Source organism: Mycolicibacterium chubuense (assembly GCF_001044255.1).
In the GTDB taxonomy this organism is placed as follows: Bacteria; Actinomycetota; Actinomycetes; order Mycobacteriales; family Mycobacteriaceae; genus Mycobacterium; species Mycobacterium chubuense.
In genome coordinates, this window is record NZ_JYNX01000072.1 from 1 (window position 1) to 17177 (window position 17177).

Sequence of the window (17177 nt, forward strand, 5' to 3'; positions counted from 1 at the left end):
CGGCCGCCGGCTGGTCCGGCCCGGGCGCGACCGCCGACGGCCACCAGGTCGCCGTGCTGGCCAACGTGCAGGACGGGGCCGCGGCCCGCGCCGCGCGGGAGACGCCGGCCGAAGGGGTCGGCCTGTTCCGCACCGAACTGTGCTTCCTCAACACCGACGCCGAGCCGACCGTCGACGAGCAGGCGCAGATCTACGGCGAGGTGCTCGAGGCCTTCGCCGGTCGCAAGGTCGTGATCCGCACGCTCGACGCGGGCTCCGACAAGCCGCTCAAGTTCGCCGGCCATCCCGACGAGGCCAACCCGGCGCTCGGCGTGCGAGGCATCCGGATCGCGGAGAACAACCCCGGGCTGCTGCACCACCAACTCGATGCGATCGCGGCCGCGGCGGAGAAGTCCGGTGAGCAACCGTGGGTGATGGCGCCCATGATCGCCACCGCGCAGGAGGCGGAATCGTTTGCCGCACAGGCGCGTTCGCGCGGCTTGACGCCCGGGGTGATGATCGAGGTACCCGCCGCGGCACTGCTGGCCAAGCGGATCCTCGAGCACGTCGACTTCCTGTCGATCGGCACGAACGACCTCGCGCAGTACACGATGGCCGCCGACCGGATGTCGGCCGAGTTGGCCACCCTGACCGATCCGTGGCAGCCCGCGGTGCTCGCGCTCGTCGCGATGACTGTGCGCGCGGGCGCGGCGGTCGGCAAGCCGGTGGGTGTCTGCGGCGAGGCCGCCGCCGATCCACTGCTGGCGTGCGTGCTCACCGGGTTGGGTGTCACCTCGCTGTCCGCCGCGGCCGCCGCGGTGCAGGGCGTCGGAGCGAAGCTGGCACAGGTCACGCTGCAGCAGTGCCAGGAGGCTGCCGACGCGGTGCTGGGCACGGCGAGCGCTTCCGATGCGCGGGCCGCCGCCCTGGCTGTACTGGGCTGATCGTGCGTGGAGGGCTCCATTAGTTAGGTAAGGCGTACCTATTGTTTCTTAGGTAACCCTCAGCTAATGTCCGGCTGGCATTCACCCTATGACCAGCTAGAGGAGTCCTTCCGTGCCCTACGTTCTTCCGCTTGCCGTCGGCGGCGCCGCGCCCCGCGCGAACAGATTCGCCGTCGCGAGCGCCGCCATGCTGTGTGCCTCGGCGGTCGCCGTTGCCCCGATGTCGTCGATGGTGACCGCGACGGAGATCCAACACCGCGCGGTGCAGTTGACCGCCGCCGCCAACCCGGTGCTGGAGAACCCGCTGGTCGTCTGGCAGAACAACTTCGCCAACACCTTCACCAACGTCAAGACGCTGTTCAGTGCGGTCAGCAGCCAGCCGCTGCCGGTGCTGAACCAGGTGATCGCCAACAGCAAGGACTACCTCGACGTCATCGTCGGCGCCAAGGCCGCGCCGGGGCAGCGGCGCGGTACCGGCATCCTCGGCTCGCTGGAGGGCTTCGAGCGCACCGCGACCAACCTGCCCGTCCGACTGCAGGCGGCAGGGGAGTTCATCAAGCAGGGCCAGTTCACCGAGGCGCTGGTCGAACTCAACACCTGGGCGCTGGTGGCACTGGAGAACATCGGTCAACCGCTGTTGTCCATCCTGACGATCCCCCGCGACATCATGGCCGCGGTCGGTCGGGTCTACGACTCCCTGATCACGCGCGGCACGGCGTCGAACGTCACCCGCGGCCTGCTCGTGCCGGGCATCACCGCCGCCTTCGCGATCGCCAACGTGGCCGACACCATCTACACCGCGGTGAAGGAAGGCAACCTCAAGGACGCGTTCACCGCCGTCGTCAACGCCCCCGGCATCGTCGCCGGCGCGTTCATCAACGGCTACCGGCCGTACTTTGGCAAGGACGCCAACGGCAACCCGATCTACGCCACCGAGGACTTCCAAGGCCTGCTGTCCCCGCGGGGCACCATCGACCAGTTCCTCGTGCGTCTGCCGCAGGCCATCGCGGCCGCGCTGAAGCCGCCGGCCGACACCGCCGCGGTGACGACCGTGCCATCGACGGCCACGCTGGTCGCCGTCGACACCGTCTCGGCGTCGGGCGCCGAGAAGTCCTCCGCCGCCGCCACATCCGATGACGGCGACGCACCGGAGTCCCCGTCGGGTGTCGTCGTGGCGGACGACGACGAGACGACCACCGAGGATGTCACGGAAGGCACCGGCGCCGAAGGCGTCACCGAGGACACCGACACCGCGGTGACCGAGGAGGACGCGACCACGGAGAACGTCGCTAGCGAGGACGGCGACGCTGCTGCCGATGACGCAGCGGACGACGACTCCGCCGACGCGTCGACGAAGCCGGATACGGCCGAGTCGGACAAGACCGAGAAGGCGGACAAGACAGAGAAGGCGGACAAGACGGAAAAGACGGACAAGGCGGAGAAGGCGAGCTCGGACACGTCCGGCTCGGCGTCCGCGGCCGCCTGACACTGCGCCACCGGCTGGATGAGGATGTCCAGCCGGTGGCCCTGGTGTGCGTCCAGCGCGCAGATCCGGCCGATTCGGCGATCTGGGCGCACACCAGCGCACGGAATGAATCGGACCACGGTCCGGTTAGATGGGGTATGCCCGCGATCACCGCCGACACCCTGACCCTGCCCCGCATCGCCGCCCCGGCCCCCACCGACACCGACCGCCCCGTGCGCTCGGTGACGACCGGACCCCGCGGGTACGAAGGCGAAGGCTTTCCCGTGGTCCGCGCGTTCGCCGGTGTCAGCGCACGAGACCTCGACCCGTTCGTCCACATGGATCAGATGGGCGAGGTCGAGTACCAACCCGGGGAGCCGCGTGGCACCGACTGGCATCCGCACCGCGGCTTCGAGACCGTCACCTACATGATCGACGGCCGCTTCGCGCACCAGGACTCCCACGGTGGCGGCGGACTGATCACCGATGGCGCCACCCAGTGGATGACCGCCGGATCCGGCATCCTGCACATCGAGACGCCCCCGGCGGAACTGGTCGAAAGTGGCGGCATGTTCCACGGCATCCAGCTGTGGGTGAACCTGCCCCGCAAGGACAAGTTCGCCGCGCCCCGCTACCAGTCGATCGAGGGCCCGCAGGTCGGCCTGCTCTCCTCCGACGACGGCGGCGCGCTGGTGCGCGTGATTGCCGGGGACATCGACGGCACATCGGGTCCCGGCGCGACGCACACGCCGATCACGTTGGCGCACGCCACCGTCGAACCCGGCGCCCGGCTCAACGTGCCGTGGAACCGCGACTTCAACGCGCTCGTCTACGTGCTGTCCGGCCGCGGTTCGGTCGGTCCCGTCGATCATCCGATCGAGCAGGGCCAGCTCGCCGTGCTCGGCCCCGGCGACCGCATCACGGTTGCGGCCTCGCGGACCCAGGAGTCTCACCGGCCCGCTCTCGAAGTTCTGCTGCTGGGCGGCAAGCCGATTCGCGAGCCCGTGTTCCAGTACGGCCCGTTCGTGATGAACTCCAAGTCGGAGCTCATCGCCGCCGTCGAGGACTTCAACGCCGGTCGGTTCGGGACCATCCCGCCGAACGCGCTGATGCCGCACCGCCCGTCACGCTGAGAGCGGATAGATCAGCTCCAGTTCACCGAGCAGTGCTGCGACGGTGAGCAGCGGCAGCGCGGCGGAGACGCCGAGGTCGTCGTCTCGCATCTCCGCGCGCAGCGCCCGCACGAAGTCGTCACCGATCGGCGCCCACGGCTGATCGGGATCGGGTCGGCCCGCCACCCGTTCGCAGATCGCCGCGGCGTGTTTCTCGACGACCTCGCGCACCTTCGGGTAGGCCGACAGCGGCGGCGGGGTCGGGATGTCGGCGATCAGATCCGCGGCCGCGCGCAAGCGGATCGCCCGGTTGAACGAGCGGACCACCGGGGCGCGGAAATCCGTCTCCGCGCCGCTCTCCGAAAGATACTGCCGCACAGCATCGTCGATGACCCGTGACGCCGCGAGCGCGTTGTGGCTCAGCGTCGCCACCTCGTCGGTGCGTTCCTCGTACGCGCCGCGGGTGATGCGCAGCACCGCCGCCCACAGGTACCGGCCGAAAATCGCACGGGCCGAGTCGATCGCGCGGGTGACCGAGGCCGTCGCCCCGCGCGGCCACAGCAGCACCGACACCACCACCCCGACCAGCGCGCCGACCACGACGTCCTCGACCCGGATCAGCCCCACCTGCCAGCCGGTCGGCACGATCAGGTTGAAGAAGATCAGCACCATCATCGTGAAGGCCGCCTGGGCCGCGGTGAACGACGCGATCTCCGGGACGTAGGCCGATCCGAAGACGGCCAGCGGCATCAGCAGCCACAGCACCGTCGGCTCGACCCCTACCAGCCCGATCAGCAGCGCGCCCAGCAGGAAACCGATCCCGGTCCCGATCACCGCGCGCCACACCCGGGTCCCCGTGCTCAGCGCGCTGCTGCGCAACACCGACAGTGCGCCCAGCACCACCCAGAACCCGTGCTCGACGGGGAACAGATGCGTGATCGCCACGGCGATCGCCAGGCCCAGCCCCGTGCGCAGGCTGTTGCGCACCGCGACCGAGCGGTTCGCCAGGAAGCCCGACGTGATCTGCGCGGCGGCAACGGTTTCCGGGAGCAGGCGGTCCGATGCGCCGGTCGGCGGCAGCCGCCGGCCGAGCGCGCGCGCCCACACCGGCCGCGAGTCCGCGGCCGCGGCGGCCGCGATGATGCGTCCGGTCGCGCCGATCATCGCGGCAATGGTGCGCCGCCGCAACAGCTCACGGCCCAATGCGACGGCATGCTCGTCGCCGGGCGCGCTGAGGATCTCGTCGAGATCCTCCCGCCAGCGGCCCCGTGCGGTGGTGCGCAGCACGATCAGAGCCGCTTCGAGCTCGGCGCGGGCCACATCCCGGTCGGCCGGCCGCGAGATCCGGAGCACGGCGGCCGCGCATCGCAGCACACGCACCACCGCGTTGCGGTCGCGCAACGTCACCCCGGTGTCCTGCCCGACCCGCTCGGACACCCACTCCAGGTCGTCGACCACGCGCACCAGCGCCCTGCTGCCCGCGGTCAGCCCGACCGGCCGGAAGTCCGCACCCAGGAACGTCTCTCGCAGCGCGTCCATCGCCCGGCGCACGTCGTCGGCCGTGGCGAGCCCGTCGATCCGGTCTGCCAGGACGCGGCAGGCGCGCGCGGCCCGGCGCCGCAGCTGACCGTGATGACGCGGCGGCAGCAGGAACAGCGCGGCCGGCACACACACAGCCAGCGCGATCGTCCAGCCCAGCAACCGTTCTCCGACCGGGCCCGGCGGGGTGCAGGCGGGCAGCACGAAGGTCAACAGCGTCGCCCGCTGGCCCGCGGCGACCGTCTCGCTGAGCACACCGGAGAACGTCACGGCGACCCCGAGCACGAACATCAGCGCCACCGCGGGCCACGGATACGGCGCGATCAGCGTGCCGAGCGTGATGTTGACCATGCCGTTCAGGCCGAGCCCGGCGTACGCGACCGCCCGGTTCTGCCGGTTCCCGGGGAAGTCGGAGAACACCAGCAACGCCACCGAACCGAACAGCGTGAACAGCGGTGTCTGCGAATTACCGCCTGCGATCGCGAAACTCACCGCCGCGGCGATCGGGACCACCGCGGCGGCCCGCACTGCGCGGCGCAGCGCGTCGTTGTCCGGATCGCGCTGATGCATGCGCCGAACGATGCGTCCCCGCACGGTCAGAGTGGGCGCGGTCGTCAATGCGCGAGCACCTTGATGCCGATGACGAGCAGACCCACGCCGATCAACGTGGCCACGGTCAGAATTTGCTGCCACCAGGGCAGCCGCGTGCGGCGCACCGCCAGCAGGGCGATCAGCCCGAGTTCGCCGACGAGAATCCACTTGGCCACCCACATCGCGGTGTCGGTGTCGAGCAGCCCGATGCCCGCGGTCGCCAGGGCGGCCAGGGGCAACACGCTGGCCTGCAGGATCTGACCCGAGGCCTGCAGCATCCGCCATCGTTCGGACCCGCGCGGCGCCTCCTCGTGCACGGCGAGGTGCGCGACCCAGTCGGCCAGCAGACTCGCCGCCCACAGACCGCCCATCGTGACGGCGACATCGAGCATCCGGAACCAGCCGCTGGTGTCGTCCTCGGTGTAGCGCGTGAGCACCACCAGCGTCGCCAGACAGGAGATCGCCCCGTAGAGGCGTTCCCGCAACATCGACACGACGTGCTCGACGGGCGGCGCCTCGACGTCGTCGCCGGCGGTCTCAGTCACCGTCGGGCACCGACCGGAACCGGCCGGCGTCGAGGCTGTCCAGCAACTGCGTCACGAGCCACTCCAATCCGTCCGGGTTGCGGGGCAGCAGAGCCTGCTCGTAACCCACGAGCAGGTACACCGACCACGATGCGAACATCTCAGCTTGCCGCCTGTTGCCCAGCAGCTGCAACGCCGACTCGAACACCGCGTCGAAGCGCTGATGGTCCACCGCGGCCTGCACCGCCCGCACGTGCGGATCGATCGACCCCCAGACGCGGATCGCCGCCTCGGCGCCGTGCGGCAACTCCAGAGCTCCTTTGATCAACTTGTCCACCCGCCGGCGCGGGTCGGTTTCGTCGCGGACCGCCTCGACGACGCGCACGGTCATCCCCTCGTGCCAGTGCGCGACGAGCTGGCGGGTGAAATCCGACCAGCTGGAGAAGTAGTGATAGAACGACCCGCTGGTGACCCCCAGCCGCTGGCACACCTCGGCCAGCTTCAGCCCGCCGTAGCCGAGCTCGGCGAGCACGTCGAACCCAGCGTTGAAGAACGATTCCCGCGACCCGACCGCCCCCATATCCAAACCCTAGTTCTACGGGGCCCGATACCGGCGGTCCGTCGGCCCGGAACTCGCCGACAGCATGCGGCCGAACTTTGCTGAGACGGCGGGTCGGGAGGGCAAAGCCGACTGAGTGCCGTCGGGGCAGGTGACGTGTGGCACAATTTCACAATGCCGTATACGGCGAGTAGAGGTCCGGGTCGTCCTCCCGCAGCGAAAGCCGCCGAGACGCGCGAGCGCATTCTGCATGCTGCTCGCGAGGTGTTCAGCGAACTGGGATACGACGCCGCGACGTTCCAGGCCATCGCGATCCGCGCCGACCTGACCCGTCCGGCGATCAACCACTACTTCGCCAGCAAACGCGTGCTGTGGGCCGAGGTGGTCGAGCAGACCAACACGTCGATTGTTAGCGCAGGCGTGGCCCGCGCGCACGAGCGCACCGGACTGGTCGACCGGCTTGCGGCTTTTCTGTCGGCCACGACGCAGGCCGACGCCGACGACCGCTCCGCCGCGGCGTTCCTGGTCACGTCCGTGCTGGAGACCCAACGCCACCCCGAACTGGTCAGCGACGAGCACGACCCGCTGAAGAACTCGCGGGCCTTCGTGACCTGGGCCGTCAACGACGCGATCGAGCGCGGCGAACTCAGCGGCGACACCGACGTCAGCCACCTGGTGGAGATGCTCGTCGCCGTGCTGTGGGGCATGGGCTTCTACGCCGGGTTCGTCGGCGACGGGGCCGCCCTCGGCGCCGTTGTGCACAAACTCGAACTGCTGCTGGCCAACAAGCTCTGGCATCTGGCCTAGTCATCACGCTGTGGTGTGGACCACACCGCGGCTGGGCGCGGGCAGTTGATAGATAGACTTTCGAAGTATGAGCTCTCTGCGCACTGACGACGACACCTGGGACATCACCTCCAGCGTCGGCGCCACCGCTGTCATGGTCGCCGCCGCCCGAGCCGCCGAGACCGAGCGCTCCGACGCGCTCATCCGTGACCCCTACGCCAAGGTCCTGATCGCCGACGCCGGCACCGGGGTGTGGGGCCTCATGCTCGACGACGACTTCGTCACCACCGTCTCCGCGTCCGACCCCGAGGTCGCCGCGATGTTCGAGAACATGAAGAACTACCAGGCGGTGCGCACCCACTTCTTCGACGCGTACTTCGCCGCCGCAGTCGACGCCGGCATCCGGCAGGTCGTGATCCTGGCGTCCGGGCTGGACTCCCGCGCCTTCCGGCTGCCGTGGCCCACCGGCACCACGGTCTACGAGATCGACCAGCCGAAGGTGCTCGAGTACAAGGCCGAGACGCTCGCGGCCCACGACGTCAGCCCGTCGGCCGACCGCCGGGCGGTGGCGATCGACCTGCGGCAGGACTGGCCGAGCGCCCTGACCGACGCCGGGTTCGATCCCGCGCAGCCCACGGCCTGGCTGGCCGAGGGACTGCTGATGTACCTGCCCGCCGACGCCCAGGACCGGTTGTTCGGCCAGATCACCGAGCTGAGCGCACCGGGCAGCCAGATCGCCGCCGAGTCGATGGGCCTGCACGCCCCCGACCGCCGGGAGCGGATGCGGGAACGGTTCGCCCGGATCACCGCGCAGTTCGACGTCGAGCCGATGGACATCACCGAGCTCACCTACGACGACGCCGACCGCGCCGAAGTCGCCGACTGGCTGAACGCCCACGGCTGGCAAGCCGACGCGATCGCCTCGCAGGACGAGATGATCCGGCTCGACCGCTACATCGAGATCGCCGACAACGACGGCGAATCCTTCTCGACCTTCACCACCGCCGTCCGGCGCTGAGCGCGCGGCTGCCCAGCCGCCTGTTCACCAACCGGATGGTTGGCTACGATTCGGGTACTCCGCAGGTCAGATGAAGGAGACCCGTCATGACCACTGATTCCGCCGTCCCCGTCGACCTGGGTGCCGCCACCCCCGACATCCCGGCGACCGTCCGACGTCTGCGTGAGACGTTCGCCTCGGGCCGCACCCGCAGCGTCGAGTGGCGCAAACAGCAGCTCACAGCGATAGAGCGGCTGATGCTGGACAACGAGCCCGCCATCGCGGCGGCGCTCGAGGAAGACCTCGGCCGTAAGCCGTTCGAGGCCTGGCTGGCTGACATCGCCAGCGTGGCGGGCGAGGCGAAGGACGCCGCCAAGAACGTCAAGAAATGGACGCGCCGCAAGTACCGCATGCTGGAGCTGTCGCAGCTGCCCGGCCGCGGCTGGGTCGAGTACGAGCCCTATGGCACGGTGCTGGTCATCGGCGCGTGGAACTTCCCGTTCGCGCTGACCCTGGGACCCGCCGTCGGCGCGATCGCCGCCGGCAACACCGTGGTGCTCAAGCCGTCGGAGGTGGCGCCCGCGTCCTCACGACTGATGGCCGAGCTGGTTCCGCGGTATCTCGACAACGACGCGATCACCGTCATCGAAGGCGACGGCGCGGTCAGTCAGGAGCTCATCGAGCAGGGCTTCGACTATCTGTTGTTCACCGGCGGCACCGAGATCGGCCGCAAGGTCTACCAGGGTGCTGCCGCGCACCTGACGCCGGTGACGCTCGAACTGGGCGGCAAGAGCCCGGTGATCGTGTCGGCCGACGCCGACATCGAGGTCGCCGCCAAGCGCATCGCCTGGACCAAGCTGATCAACTCCGGGCAGATCTGTATAGCACCGGACTACGTGCTCGCCGAGGCCCCGATCCGCGACCAGCTGGTCGACAAACTGCGCGAGGCGGTCGCCGAGTTCGAGGCGGGCAACCCCGGCGGCAAGCGCATCGTCAACGAGCGGCACTTCGACCGCCTGACCAGCGCGCTGGCGGCCACCAAGGGCACCGTGGCGGTCGGCGGCGGTTCCGACGCGGCCACCATCAGGATCCAGCCGACCGTCGTCGTCGACCCGGATCCCGCCGAGCCGCTGATGACCGACGAGATCTTCGGCCCGATCCTCCCGGTCGTCACCGTCGGATCCCTGGACGAGGCAATCACTTTCGTGAACTCGCGGCCCAAGCCGCTGGCCGCCTACCTGTTCACGAAGACCAAGGCGGTGCGGGAGCGGGTGATCAAGGAGGTCGCCGCGGGCGGCATGGTGATCAACCACCTACTGTTCCACTTCGCCACGCACAAGCTGCCGTTCGGCGGCGTCGGGCCGTCGGGGATGGGTGCCTACCACGGCAAGTTCGGCTTCGAGCAGTTCAGCCACAAGAAGTCCGTGATGACCAAGCCAACCCGACCCGACGTCGGCGCCTTCATCTATCCCCCGTATACAGAGAAGGCTTGGAAGCTCGCCAGACGGCTCTTCTAGGGAGCAGCGCGGAGCGCCCCGAGGGAAGACACAGCTAGGAAAGGGAATCGTCATGCCAGGAGTGCAGGATCGGGTCATCGTCGTCACCGGCGCGGGAGGCGGTCTCGGACGCGAATACGCGCTGACGCTCGCCCGCGAGGGCGCCAGTGTCGTCGTCAACGATCTCGGTGGCGCACGCGACGGCACCGGCGCCGGCCACAACATGGCCGACGAGGTGGTCAAGGAGATCAAGGACGCCGGCGGTCGCGCGGTCGCCAACTACGACTCCGTCGCCGAGCCCGAGGGCGCGGCCAACATCATCAAGACCGCTGTCGACGAGTTCGGCAAGGTCGACGGTGTGGTCAGCAACGCCGGCATCCTGCGTGACGGCACGTTCCACAAGATGGAGTTCGCCAACTGGGACGCCGTGCTGAAGGTGCATCTCTACGGCGGATACAACGTGATCCGGGCGGCGTGGCCGCACTTCCGCGAGAACGGCTTCGGCCGCGTCGTCGTCGCCACCTCTACCAGCGGTCTGTTCGGCAACTTCGGTCAGGCCAACTACGGCGCCGCCAAACTCGGCCTGGTCGGCCTGATCAACACGCTGGCCCAGGAGGGCGCGAAGTACAACATCAAGGCCAACGCCATCGCCCCGATCGCGGCCACCCGGATGACGCAGGACATCCTGCCGCCCGAGGTGTTCGAGAAGCTGACGCCGGAGTACGTGGCACCCGTCGTGGCCTACCTGTGCACCGAGGAGGTGCCCGAGACCGCGTCGGTGTTCATCGTCGGTGGCGGCAAGGTGCAGCGGGTGGCGCTGTTCCAGAACAAGGGTGTGACGTTCACCGAGGTGCCGTCGGTCGACGACGTCGCGGGCCGGTGGGGCGAGATCGCCGACCTGTCGGCGGCCGAGCGCGCCACGTTCAGCCTCGGCTGAGGCGGTGAAAGCGCTTCTTGCGCAGGAGCTGTCAGGCCCTGCGGGGTTGGTGTACACCGATGTGCCCGACCCCGCGGGTGACGGCAACGTGGTCGTCGACGTGCGGGCCGCCGGGGTGTGCTTCCCTGATCTGCTGCTCCTGCGCGGTGAATACCAGATGCGCCTGGACCCGCCGTTCATCCCCGGCATGGAGGTCGCCGGGGTGGTCCGGTCGGCGCCTGAGGGCTCCGGTTTCGCTGCCGGACAGCGGGTTTCGGCGTTCACGATGCTCGGCGGCTACGCCGAGCAGGTGGCGGTGAACCCCGGCAGCGTGGTCGCCACACCGGAAGACGTCGACGACGCATCCGCAGCGGCTCTGCTGGGCAACTACTACACGATGTACTTCGCCCTGCAGCGCCGGGCGGCGCTACAAGCCGGAGAGACCGTGCTGGTGCTCGGATCGGGCGGTGGCGTCGGCACCGCCGCGGTGCAGATCGCGAAAGCGATGGGCGCCAGGGTGATCGCGATGGTGCACCGCCCGTCGGCCGTCGGGTTCGTCGAATCTCTCGGCGCTGATGTGGTGCTGCCGCTGACCGACGGGTGGCTGGACGCGGTCAAGCAGCACACCGGGGGCCGCGGCGTGGACGTCGTGGTGGACCCGATCGGCGGCTCGGCGTTCGACGACGCGGTCCGCGCGATGGCAACCGAGGGTCGGCTGCTGGTCATCGGCTTCGCCGCCGGCGGGATCCCGACGGTCAAGGTGAACCGCCTGTTGCTGCGCAACGTCAGCGTCGTCGGCGTCGGCTGGGGCGAGTTCGTCAACCGGACCCCCGGCGCGCAGGCCCAGGTGGGCGCCGGGTTGGCCGCGCTGGTCGCCGCCGGGCTGAGACCCCCTGCGCCGGTGCGGTTTCCGCTGTCGGCCGGCGCCGAGGCGCTGCAGAGCCTCGCCGACGGCGGCGTCGCGGGCAAACTCGTGCTGGAGCCATAGGTGGTCCGCGCGCTGGCGTTCGACGTGTTCGGCACGGTCGTGGACTGGCGCTCGAGCGTCACCGCCGAACTCGAGCGCTTCGGTGCCCGGCACGGAGTCGAGCGTGACTGGCCGGCGTTCGCCGACGCGTGGCGGGCCGGTTACTCGCCGGCGATGGACCGGGTGCGCCGCGGCGAGTTGCCGTGGACGCGTATCGACGACTTGCATCGCGGACGACTGGTCGAGTTGCTCACCGACGCCGGGATCACCGTCGACGACGCGGAGATCGACGACCTGAACCGCGCGTGGCACCGGCTGGACCCCTGGCCGGACGCGGTGGCCGGGCTGACCCGGCTCAAGGAGCGATTCGTCATCACCACGCTGTCCAACGGGAACGTCTCGTTGTTGACCAACATGGCCAAGCGCGCCGGCCTGCCGTGGGACTGCGTGCTGTCGGCGGAGATCTTCCGGCACTACAAGCCGGACCGCGAGACGTACCTCGGGTGCGCGGAGATCCTCGACGTGGCACCCTCGGAACTGATGATGGTCGCCGCGCATCCCTCCGACCTGCGCGCCGCGCGGGATGCCGGACTGCGGACCGGCTTCGTGTTCCGCCCCGCCGAGCACGGCCCCAACCGCACCCTGCGCCGGCCGGCCGCCGACGAATTCGACGTCATGGCCGACGATTTCGGTGATCTCGCCGACCAACTCGGTTCCTGAAAGGACGGTAGCGCCCATGGCTGTTGCCCTGCCCGACGCTCTGCTCGAGCTGCTCCGCAAGCCCAGCCCGTGCTTCGTGGCGACACTGATGGCCGACGGTTCCCCACAGCTCACCGAGACCTGGGTGACCACCGACGGCGAGCACGTCGTGCTCAACATCGTCGGCGGTATGCAGAAGGAGCGGAACCTGCGGCGCGATCCGCGCATCGCGGTCAACGTCGCCGATCCCGACGACGTCGCCCGCTTCTTCGAGGTGCGCGGCCGGGTGCTGTCGATGACCAGCGAGGGCGGCAAGGAGGGCATCGACGCGCTGTCGCAGAAATACCTCGGCATCCCGTACCCGTACTTCAGCGGAAACCCCGACGAGACCCGGCTGGTCGTCACCATCGAGGCCGACAAGGTCAACACCCCGATACGGGGCTGAGGAATGAGTGCCGGCGGGATCGTCCTCGTCGGGCTGGTGATCGCCATCGGCCTGGTGGGGATCATCGTGCCGATCCTGCCCGGCGGGGTGCTGGTGATCGCGGCGATCGGGGTGTGGGCGTTCGTCGTCGGCACCGTGACGGCGTGGGTGGTGTTCGGGATCGCCGCGGCGTTCTTCGCGGCGGCCGCGGTGATCAAGTACACCTGGCCGGCCCGGCGCATGCGCGACGCGCAGGTACGCACCTCGGTGCTGGTGGCCGGTGCGCTGGCCGGCATCGTCGGGTTCTTCGTGATCCCGGTCGTCGGCCTCCTGGTGGGCTTCGTCGGCGGGGTGTTCGCCGCCGAGATGGCCATGCGCCGCAACCTCGCCCGGGCATGGGCCTCGACGGTGCACGCGATCAAGGGTGTCGCGCTGTCGGTGGGCGTGGAGCTGACCGGGGCGCTGCTGGCGACGGTCACGTGGGCCGTCGGGGTGTACCTGACGGTCTGAGCGCCTCGTGCGTAACGCAGCGGCGGGAATCGGGGTGCTCGGCCGCCATGGTGTTACGCAACTCCGTCGAGATCGCGTGCGCGGCGGGCCCAGGCGGCCGCCAGCCGGCGTTGCACGGTCGCCTCGCCGTCTTTGGCCGTCACCCGGATGACGATCCACCCCAGCTCGATCATCTCGTCGAAACGGCGGATGTCCCTGTCGAACTGGTCCCGGCTCATGCGATGGTGGGCGCCCTCGTATTCGACGGCGATTTTCAGGTCGGGCCAGCCGAGATCGACCACGCCGATCAGCACACCGAATTCATTGCGCACCGGTAGCTGTGTCACCGGCCGCGGGTAACCGGCGCGGACGATCAGGAGCCGCAGCGCGGTCTCCCGCGGTGATTCGGCACGAGGGTCGACATGAGCGAGCACGTCGTTCACGTTCTTCCTGCCGTGGCGCCCCGGAAAGCGATCCAACGATGACGTCATCTCGTCGACCGACAGCCGGGTTGCTCGCGCCAACGAATCCACCGCGGCGATCGCCACGTCGAGTGGGTAGCGGCGCGCGAGGTCGATCGCGGTCCGCACCGGTGTGGTCACCCGCATTCCGTCGACGGTGCAGATCTCGTCATCGTCGATCGCGCCCGCCCACACGATGATTCCCGGGGCAGGGCGGCGGTTGGTGTCGATCACGGTGGCCGGCAGTCGGTGGTCGATCCATTTGGTGCGGTGCAGGGCGGCTGCGGAGAAACCGGCCAGCACACCGTGACCGCGGGATCGCAACCAGCAGGCCTTGGCCCGCACAAGTGCGGTGAGCTCGGTGTCGCGCGCGACGTAGACGTCATGGTGCACCGCGGTGAAGCGGGTGCGGAGGGCATGACGAGTGAGTTCACCGGCCGCGATGGCGGCGCTGCCCAGAAACGGTTCGTTCATCCCCGCAGTGTCGTCGGCCGCACCGACACGAGGACTTGCGTGACGCCGTGGCGGAATTCGGCGCGCTACAGCGCCACGGCGTGACGCAACTAGCCGTGCAGGGCGGTGCGCAGCCGTTCGATGTCGGCGTCGGTGAGCCCGGTCGCCTCGAGATAGCCACGCAGTGAACCGAATTCGTCGTCGATGGTGCGGCGCGCGGTCTCCAGGTATTCCTCGCGGACGCCGAGCACCGACTCGGTGAGCCGCGCCTCGGCGAGTTCGAGCACCTCCGGCGATTCGGCGGCCCGCTGCCGCACGGTCTCCAGGATGCTCTCGCGCAGCCGCGGAACCGCGGCGTTGCTGCGCAGGTAGTCGGCCATGATGGCGTCACGGTCCACCCCGGCGGCCTCCAGCACCGTCGCGATCGCGAAGCCCGTGCGGTCCTTGCCCGCGAAGCAGTGCGCCAGCACGCTGCGGCCCGAACCCAGCAGCGTCACCACCCGGTGCACCGCGCGCTGCGCCAGCGGCGCGGCCGCGATGCGGCCGTACTCCTCGGTCATGTAGCGCGCGGCGGCGTCGGCGACCGACATGCCGTCGGGCTTGTCGGTCATCATCCGCTGGAACGCGTGCTCGTGTGGCGCCTCGTCGTCGGACGCGGAGGTCTCGACGAACGGCAGATGATGGATGTCGACGCCCGCCGGCACCAAGCCCGGCCCGTGCCGCTCGAGTTCGCGCAGCGTCCTCAGGTCCGCGACATCGGTGACGCCGAACCCGCTCAGTGCGCTGCGGCCGTCGTCGTCGAGCTTCGACAACTCGCTGGCGCGGAAGAACCGCCCCGGTGCGATCCCGGTCTGCTCGGAGACGTCACGGAAGTTCCACGCGCCGGAGAGTTCGTCGCCGACCGAGGCCACTAGCGCGTCACCGCCGCGGCAAGGGGTGACTTCTCCCTGCCGAGCTCGGCGCGCGCGATGGTGCGCATGTGCACCTCGTCGGGACCGTCGAACAGGCGCATCGCGCGGTGCCAGCCGTACATGCGGGCCAGCGGGAAGTCGTCGGACACCCCGGCTCCGCCGTGCACCTGGATGGCCCGGTCGAGCACGTCGCAGGCCATCTTCGGGGCCACCGCCTTGATCTGCGCGACCAGTACCTGGGCGTCCTTGCTCTTGTTGCCGTGCTCGTCGATGGTCCATGCCGCCTTGTGGCACAGCAGCCGCGTCTGGTCGATCTGGTTGCGCGACAACGCGATCGACTCCCGCACCACGCCCTGCTCGGCGAGCGGCTTACCGAACGCGATCCGCTTCTGCACCCGGTCGATCATCAACGCCAGCGCACGCTCGGCCACGCCGATCGCCCGCATGCAGTGATGGATGCGCCCCGGCCCCAACCGCGCCTGCGCGATCGCGAAACCGCTGCCCTCCTCGGCGAGCAGGTTCGACGACGGCACCCGAACGTTGTCGAACGTGATCTCGCAGTGGCCGTGCTGGTCCTGCCAGCCGAACACCGGAAGCGAGCGTTCGATCGACACCCCGGGGGTGTCGACGGGCACCAGGATCATCGACTGCTGCTGGTGGCTGGCCGCGTCCGGGTTGGTCCGGCCCATCACGATGAGGATCGCGCAGCGCGGATCGGCCGCCCCCGAGATCCACCACTTACGGCCGTTGATGACGTAGTCGTCCCCGTCGCGCAGCATCGTGGTCTCGATGTTGCGGGCGTCGCTGGATGCGACCGCGGGCTCGGTCATCGCGAACGCGCTGCGGATGTCACCGGCCAACAGCGGCTCGAGCCACTGCTCGCGCTGCTCGGGCGTGGCGAACAGGTGCAGCGTCTCCATGTTGCCGGTGTCGGGCGCCGCGCAGTTGGTGACCTCCGGACCGATCTCCATGCTCCAGCCGGTCAGCTCGGCCAGCGGCGCGTACTCCAGATTGGTCAGACCGGACTCGGCCGGCAGGAACAGGTTCCACAGCCCCCGTTCCTTGGCCAGCTTCTTGAGCTCCTCGATGACCGGCGGCACGGTGTGGTCGTCCGGGCCCGCCTCGAGGCGGTAGCGGTCGTACGACTCCTCGGCCGGAATGACGTGCTCGACCATGAAATCGGTCAACCGCTGGTGGTAGTCGGCCGCCTTGGCAGACATCGCGAAGTCCATGACCGCCACGATATGACACCTGTCGAGGTGAGCTGCCGCCCGCAGTGCTATTCGGCGCCGCGGCCCTCCCGGCTGTTGCGGTAAGCCGCCCGGCGCAGCGACGTCAGCCAGTGCGGCAGCAGGGTGACCTCGGCGCCGCTGCGCACCGTCGGGTCGAAGGGCTGATCGCATTCGGGCTCGTCGCCGCACAGGGCACGATCGAAGCTCAGCGTCGCCAGCGTGGTGAACGGACCGCCGCCACGGGCCTGCTGGACCTCGAAGGCGACCGTGCCCGCGGCCAGCCCGTCACCCACCGCGTCGACCGACAGACCGTCACCGGATAGCGGCGTCACCAAGCGCGCGCGCAGCCAGTACACGCCCCCGCGGTAGCCCAGCGGCATCAGCGTCGAGTACTCGGCGGCCGCCCAGGACCTGGTGGGCCGGAGCACCACTCGCGCCGTGGACGACACCGTGAGCACGTCCCACGGCACCTGTGCATCGGCGTCGCGCTGCATGCGCCAGGCCAGCCCCGCGAAGTCGGGCAGCGTCCCGGGCGTCCCCGCCCCCTTCGAGATCCGGCCGACGACGTCGCCGGACACCACCGGCAGACCCTCGCCGTCGGGGGCGATCCGCGTGATCGTGCCGGCGCACAGC

Annotated in this window: 18 protein-coding genes; 11 read left to right on the forward strand and 7 right to left on the reverse strand. The window is 69.7% G+C overall.

The window, feature by feature from the left end; translation table 11 throughout:
• The 3 genes from MCHUDSM44219_RS25275 to MCHUDSM44219_RS25285 form a co-directional block, all read left to right on the forward strand.
• Window positions 1-923 (forward strand): putative PEP-binding protein (locus MCHUDSM44219_RS25275; RefSeq protein WP_048421026.1); only part of this gene is annotated, 923 nt, incomplete at its 5' end.
• A 112-nt stretch (window positions 924-1035) separates the two neighbouring features.
• Window positions 1036-2409 carry a hypothetical protein gene (locus MCHUDSM44219_RS25280; RefSeq protein ID WP_053081381.1) on the forward strand — a complete coding sequence of 458 codons (1374 nt, stop codon included), beginning with the start codon at window positions 1036-1038 and terminating at the stop codon, window positions 2407-2409.
• A gap of 137 nt (window positions 2410-2546) precedes the next feature.
• On the forward strand, window positions 2547-3521 hold the full coding sequence (locus MCHUDSM44219_RS25285; RefSeq protein WP_048421027.1) for a pirin family protein: 975 nt from the start codon (window positions 2547-2549) through the stop codon (window positions 3519-3521).
• Here MCHUDSM44219_RS25285 and MCHUDSM44219_RS25290 read toward each other — a convergent pair.
• From MCHUDSM44219_RS25290 to MCHUDSM44219_RS25300, 3 genes are read right to left on the reverse strand one after another with little or no spacing between them, the layout of a single operon-like run.
• Window positions 3513-5609: an FUSC family protein gene (locus MCHUDSM44219_RS25290; protein WP_048421042.1), complete on the reverse strand. Its 2097-nt coding sequence runs from the start codon at window positions 5607-5609 to the stop codon at window positions 3513-3515. The two genes, MCHUDSM44219_RS25285 and MCHUDSM44219_RS25290, sit on opposite strands and share 9 nt — an antisense overlap.
• Before the next feature lie 44 nt (window positions 5610-5653).
• Window positions 5654-6118: a hypothetical protein gene (locus tag MCHUDSM44219_RS25295; protein ID WP_109777972.1), complete on the reverse strand. Its 465-nt coding sequence runs from the start codon at window positions 6116-6118 to the stop codon at window positions 5654-5656.
• Window positions 6119-6167: 49 nt separating this feature from the next.
• Window positions 6168-6734, reverse strand: coding sequence for a TetR/AcrR family transcriptional regulator (locus MCHUDSM44219_RS25300; RefSeq protein ID WP_048421029.1), 567 nt, complete (start codon window positions 6732-6734; stop codon window positions 6168-6170).
• A gap of 153 nt (window positions 6735-6887) precedes the next feature.
• Between MCHUDSM44219_RS25300 and MCHUDSM44219_RS25305 the strand changes: the two genes are divergently transcribed.
• From MCHUDSM44219_RS25305 to MCHUDSM44219_RS25340, 8 genes are all read left to right on the forward strand, one after another.
• Complete coding sequence (locus MCHUDSM44219_RS25305; protein WP_048421030.1) at window positions 6888-7520, forward strand: TetR/AcrR family transcriptional regulator; 633 nt, start codon at window positions 6888-6890, stop codon at window positions 7518-7520.
• A gap of 67 nt (window positions 7521-7587) precedes the next feature.
• Window positions 7588-8517, forward strand: a complete 930-nt coding sequence (locus MCHUDSM44219_RS25310; RefSeq protein ID WP_048421031.1) for a class I SAM-dependent methyltransferase — start codon at window positions 7588-7590, stop codon at window positions 8515-8517.
• A gap of 86 nt (window positions 8518-8603) precedes the next feature.
• Window positions 8604-10013 (forward strand): aldehyde dehydrogenase family protein, encoded by a 1410-nt coding sequence (locus MCHUDSM44219_RS25315; protein WP_048421032.1) that lies wholly within the window; start codon window positions 8604-8606, stop codon window positions 10011-10013.
• Between the two features lie 52 nt (window positions 10014-10065).
• Window positions 10066-10929 carry an SDR family oxidoreductase gene (locus tag MCHUDSM44219_RS25320; protein ID WP_048421033.1) on the forward strand — a complete coding sequence of 288 codons (864 nt, stop codon included), beginning with the start codon at window positions 10066-10068 and terminating at the stop codon, window positions 10927-10929.
• Window positions 10930-10933: 4 nt separating this feature from the next.
• Complete coding sequence (locus MCHUDSM44219_RS25325; protein ID WP_048421034.1) at window positions 10934-11896, forward strand: NADPH:quinone oxidoreductase family protein; 963 nt, start codon at window positions 10934-10936, stop codon at window positions 11894-11896.
• Window positions 11897-12595 (forward strand): haloacid dehalogenase type II, encoded by a 699-nt coding sequence (locus MCHUDSM44219_RS25330; RefSeq protein WP_048421035.1) that lies wholly within the window; start codon window positions 11897-11899, stop codon window positions 12593-12595.
• A gap of 16 nt (window positions 12596-12611) precedes the next feature.
• On the forward strand, window positions 12612-13019 hold the full coding sequence (locus tag MCHUDSM44219_RS25335) for a PPOX class F420-dependent oxidoreductase (protein ID WP_048421036.1): 408 nt from the start codon (window positions 12612-12614) through the stop codon (window positions 13017-13019).
• 3 nt (window positions 13020-13022) lie between these two features.
• Window positions 13023-13508 carry a DUF456 domain-containing protein gene (locus MCHUDSM44219_RS25340; protein WP_048421037.1) on the forward strand — a complete coding sequence of 162 codons (486 nt, stop codon included), beginning with the start codon at window positions 13023-13025 and terminating at the stop codon, window positions 13506-13508.
• A gap of 53 nt (window positions 13509-13561) precedes the next feature.
• Here the strand turns inward: MCHUDSM44219_RS25340 and MCHUDSM44219_RS25345 are convergent, their stop codons facing one another.
• The 4 genes from MCHUDSM44219_RS25345 to MCHUDSM44219_RS25360 all read right to left on the reverse strand — a co-directional run.
• Window positions 13562-14422 (reverse strand): type IV toxin-antitoxin system AbiEi family antitoxin, encoded by an 861-nt coding sequence (locus MCHUDSM44219_RS25345; protein ID WP_048421038.1) that lies wholly within the window; start codon window positions 14420-14422, stop codon window positions 13562-13564.
• Window positions 14423-14511: 89 nt separating this feature from the next.
• Window positions 14512-15312 (reverse strand): tyrosine-protein phosphatase, encoded by an 801-nt coding sequence (locus MCHUDSM44219_RS25350; RefSeq protein WP_048421039.1) that lies wholly within the window; start codon window positions 15310-15312, stop codon window positions 14512-14514.
• The gene (locus MCHUDSM44219_RS25355) at window positions 15312-16544 is read right to left on the reverse strand and encodes an acyl-CoA dehydrogenase family protein (protein WP_048421043.1); all 1233 of its coding nucleotides are present in this window, start codon (window positions 16542-16544) and stop codon (window positions 15312-15314) included. The genes MCHUDSM44219_RS25350 and MCHUDSM44219_RS25355 overlap by 1 nt, the downstream gene beginning before the upstream one ends.
• Before the next feature lie 47 nt (window positions 16545-16591).
• The coding region (locus MCHUDSM44219_RS25360) for a hypothetical protein (RefSeq protein WP_048421040.1) at window positions 16592-17177 on the reverse strand (586 nt) is incomplete at its 5' end.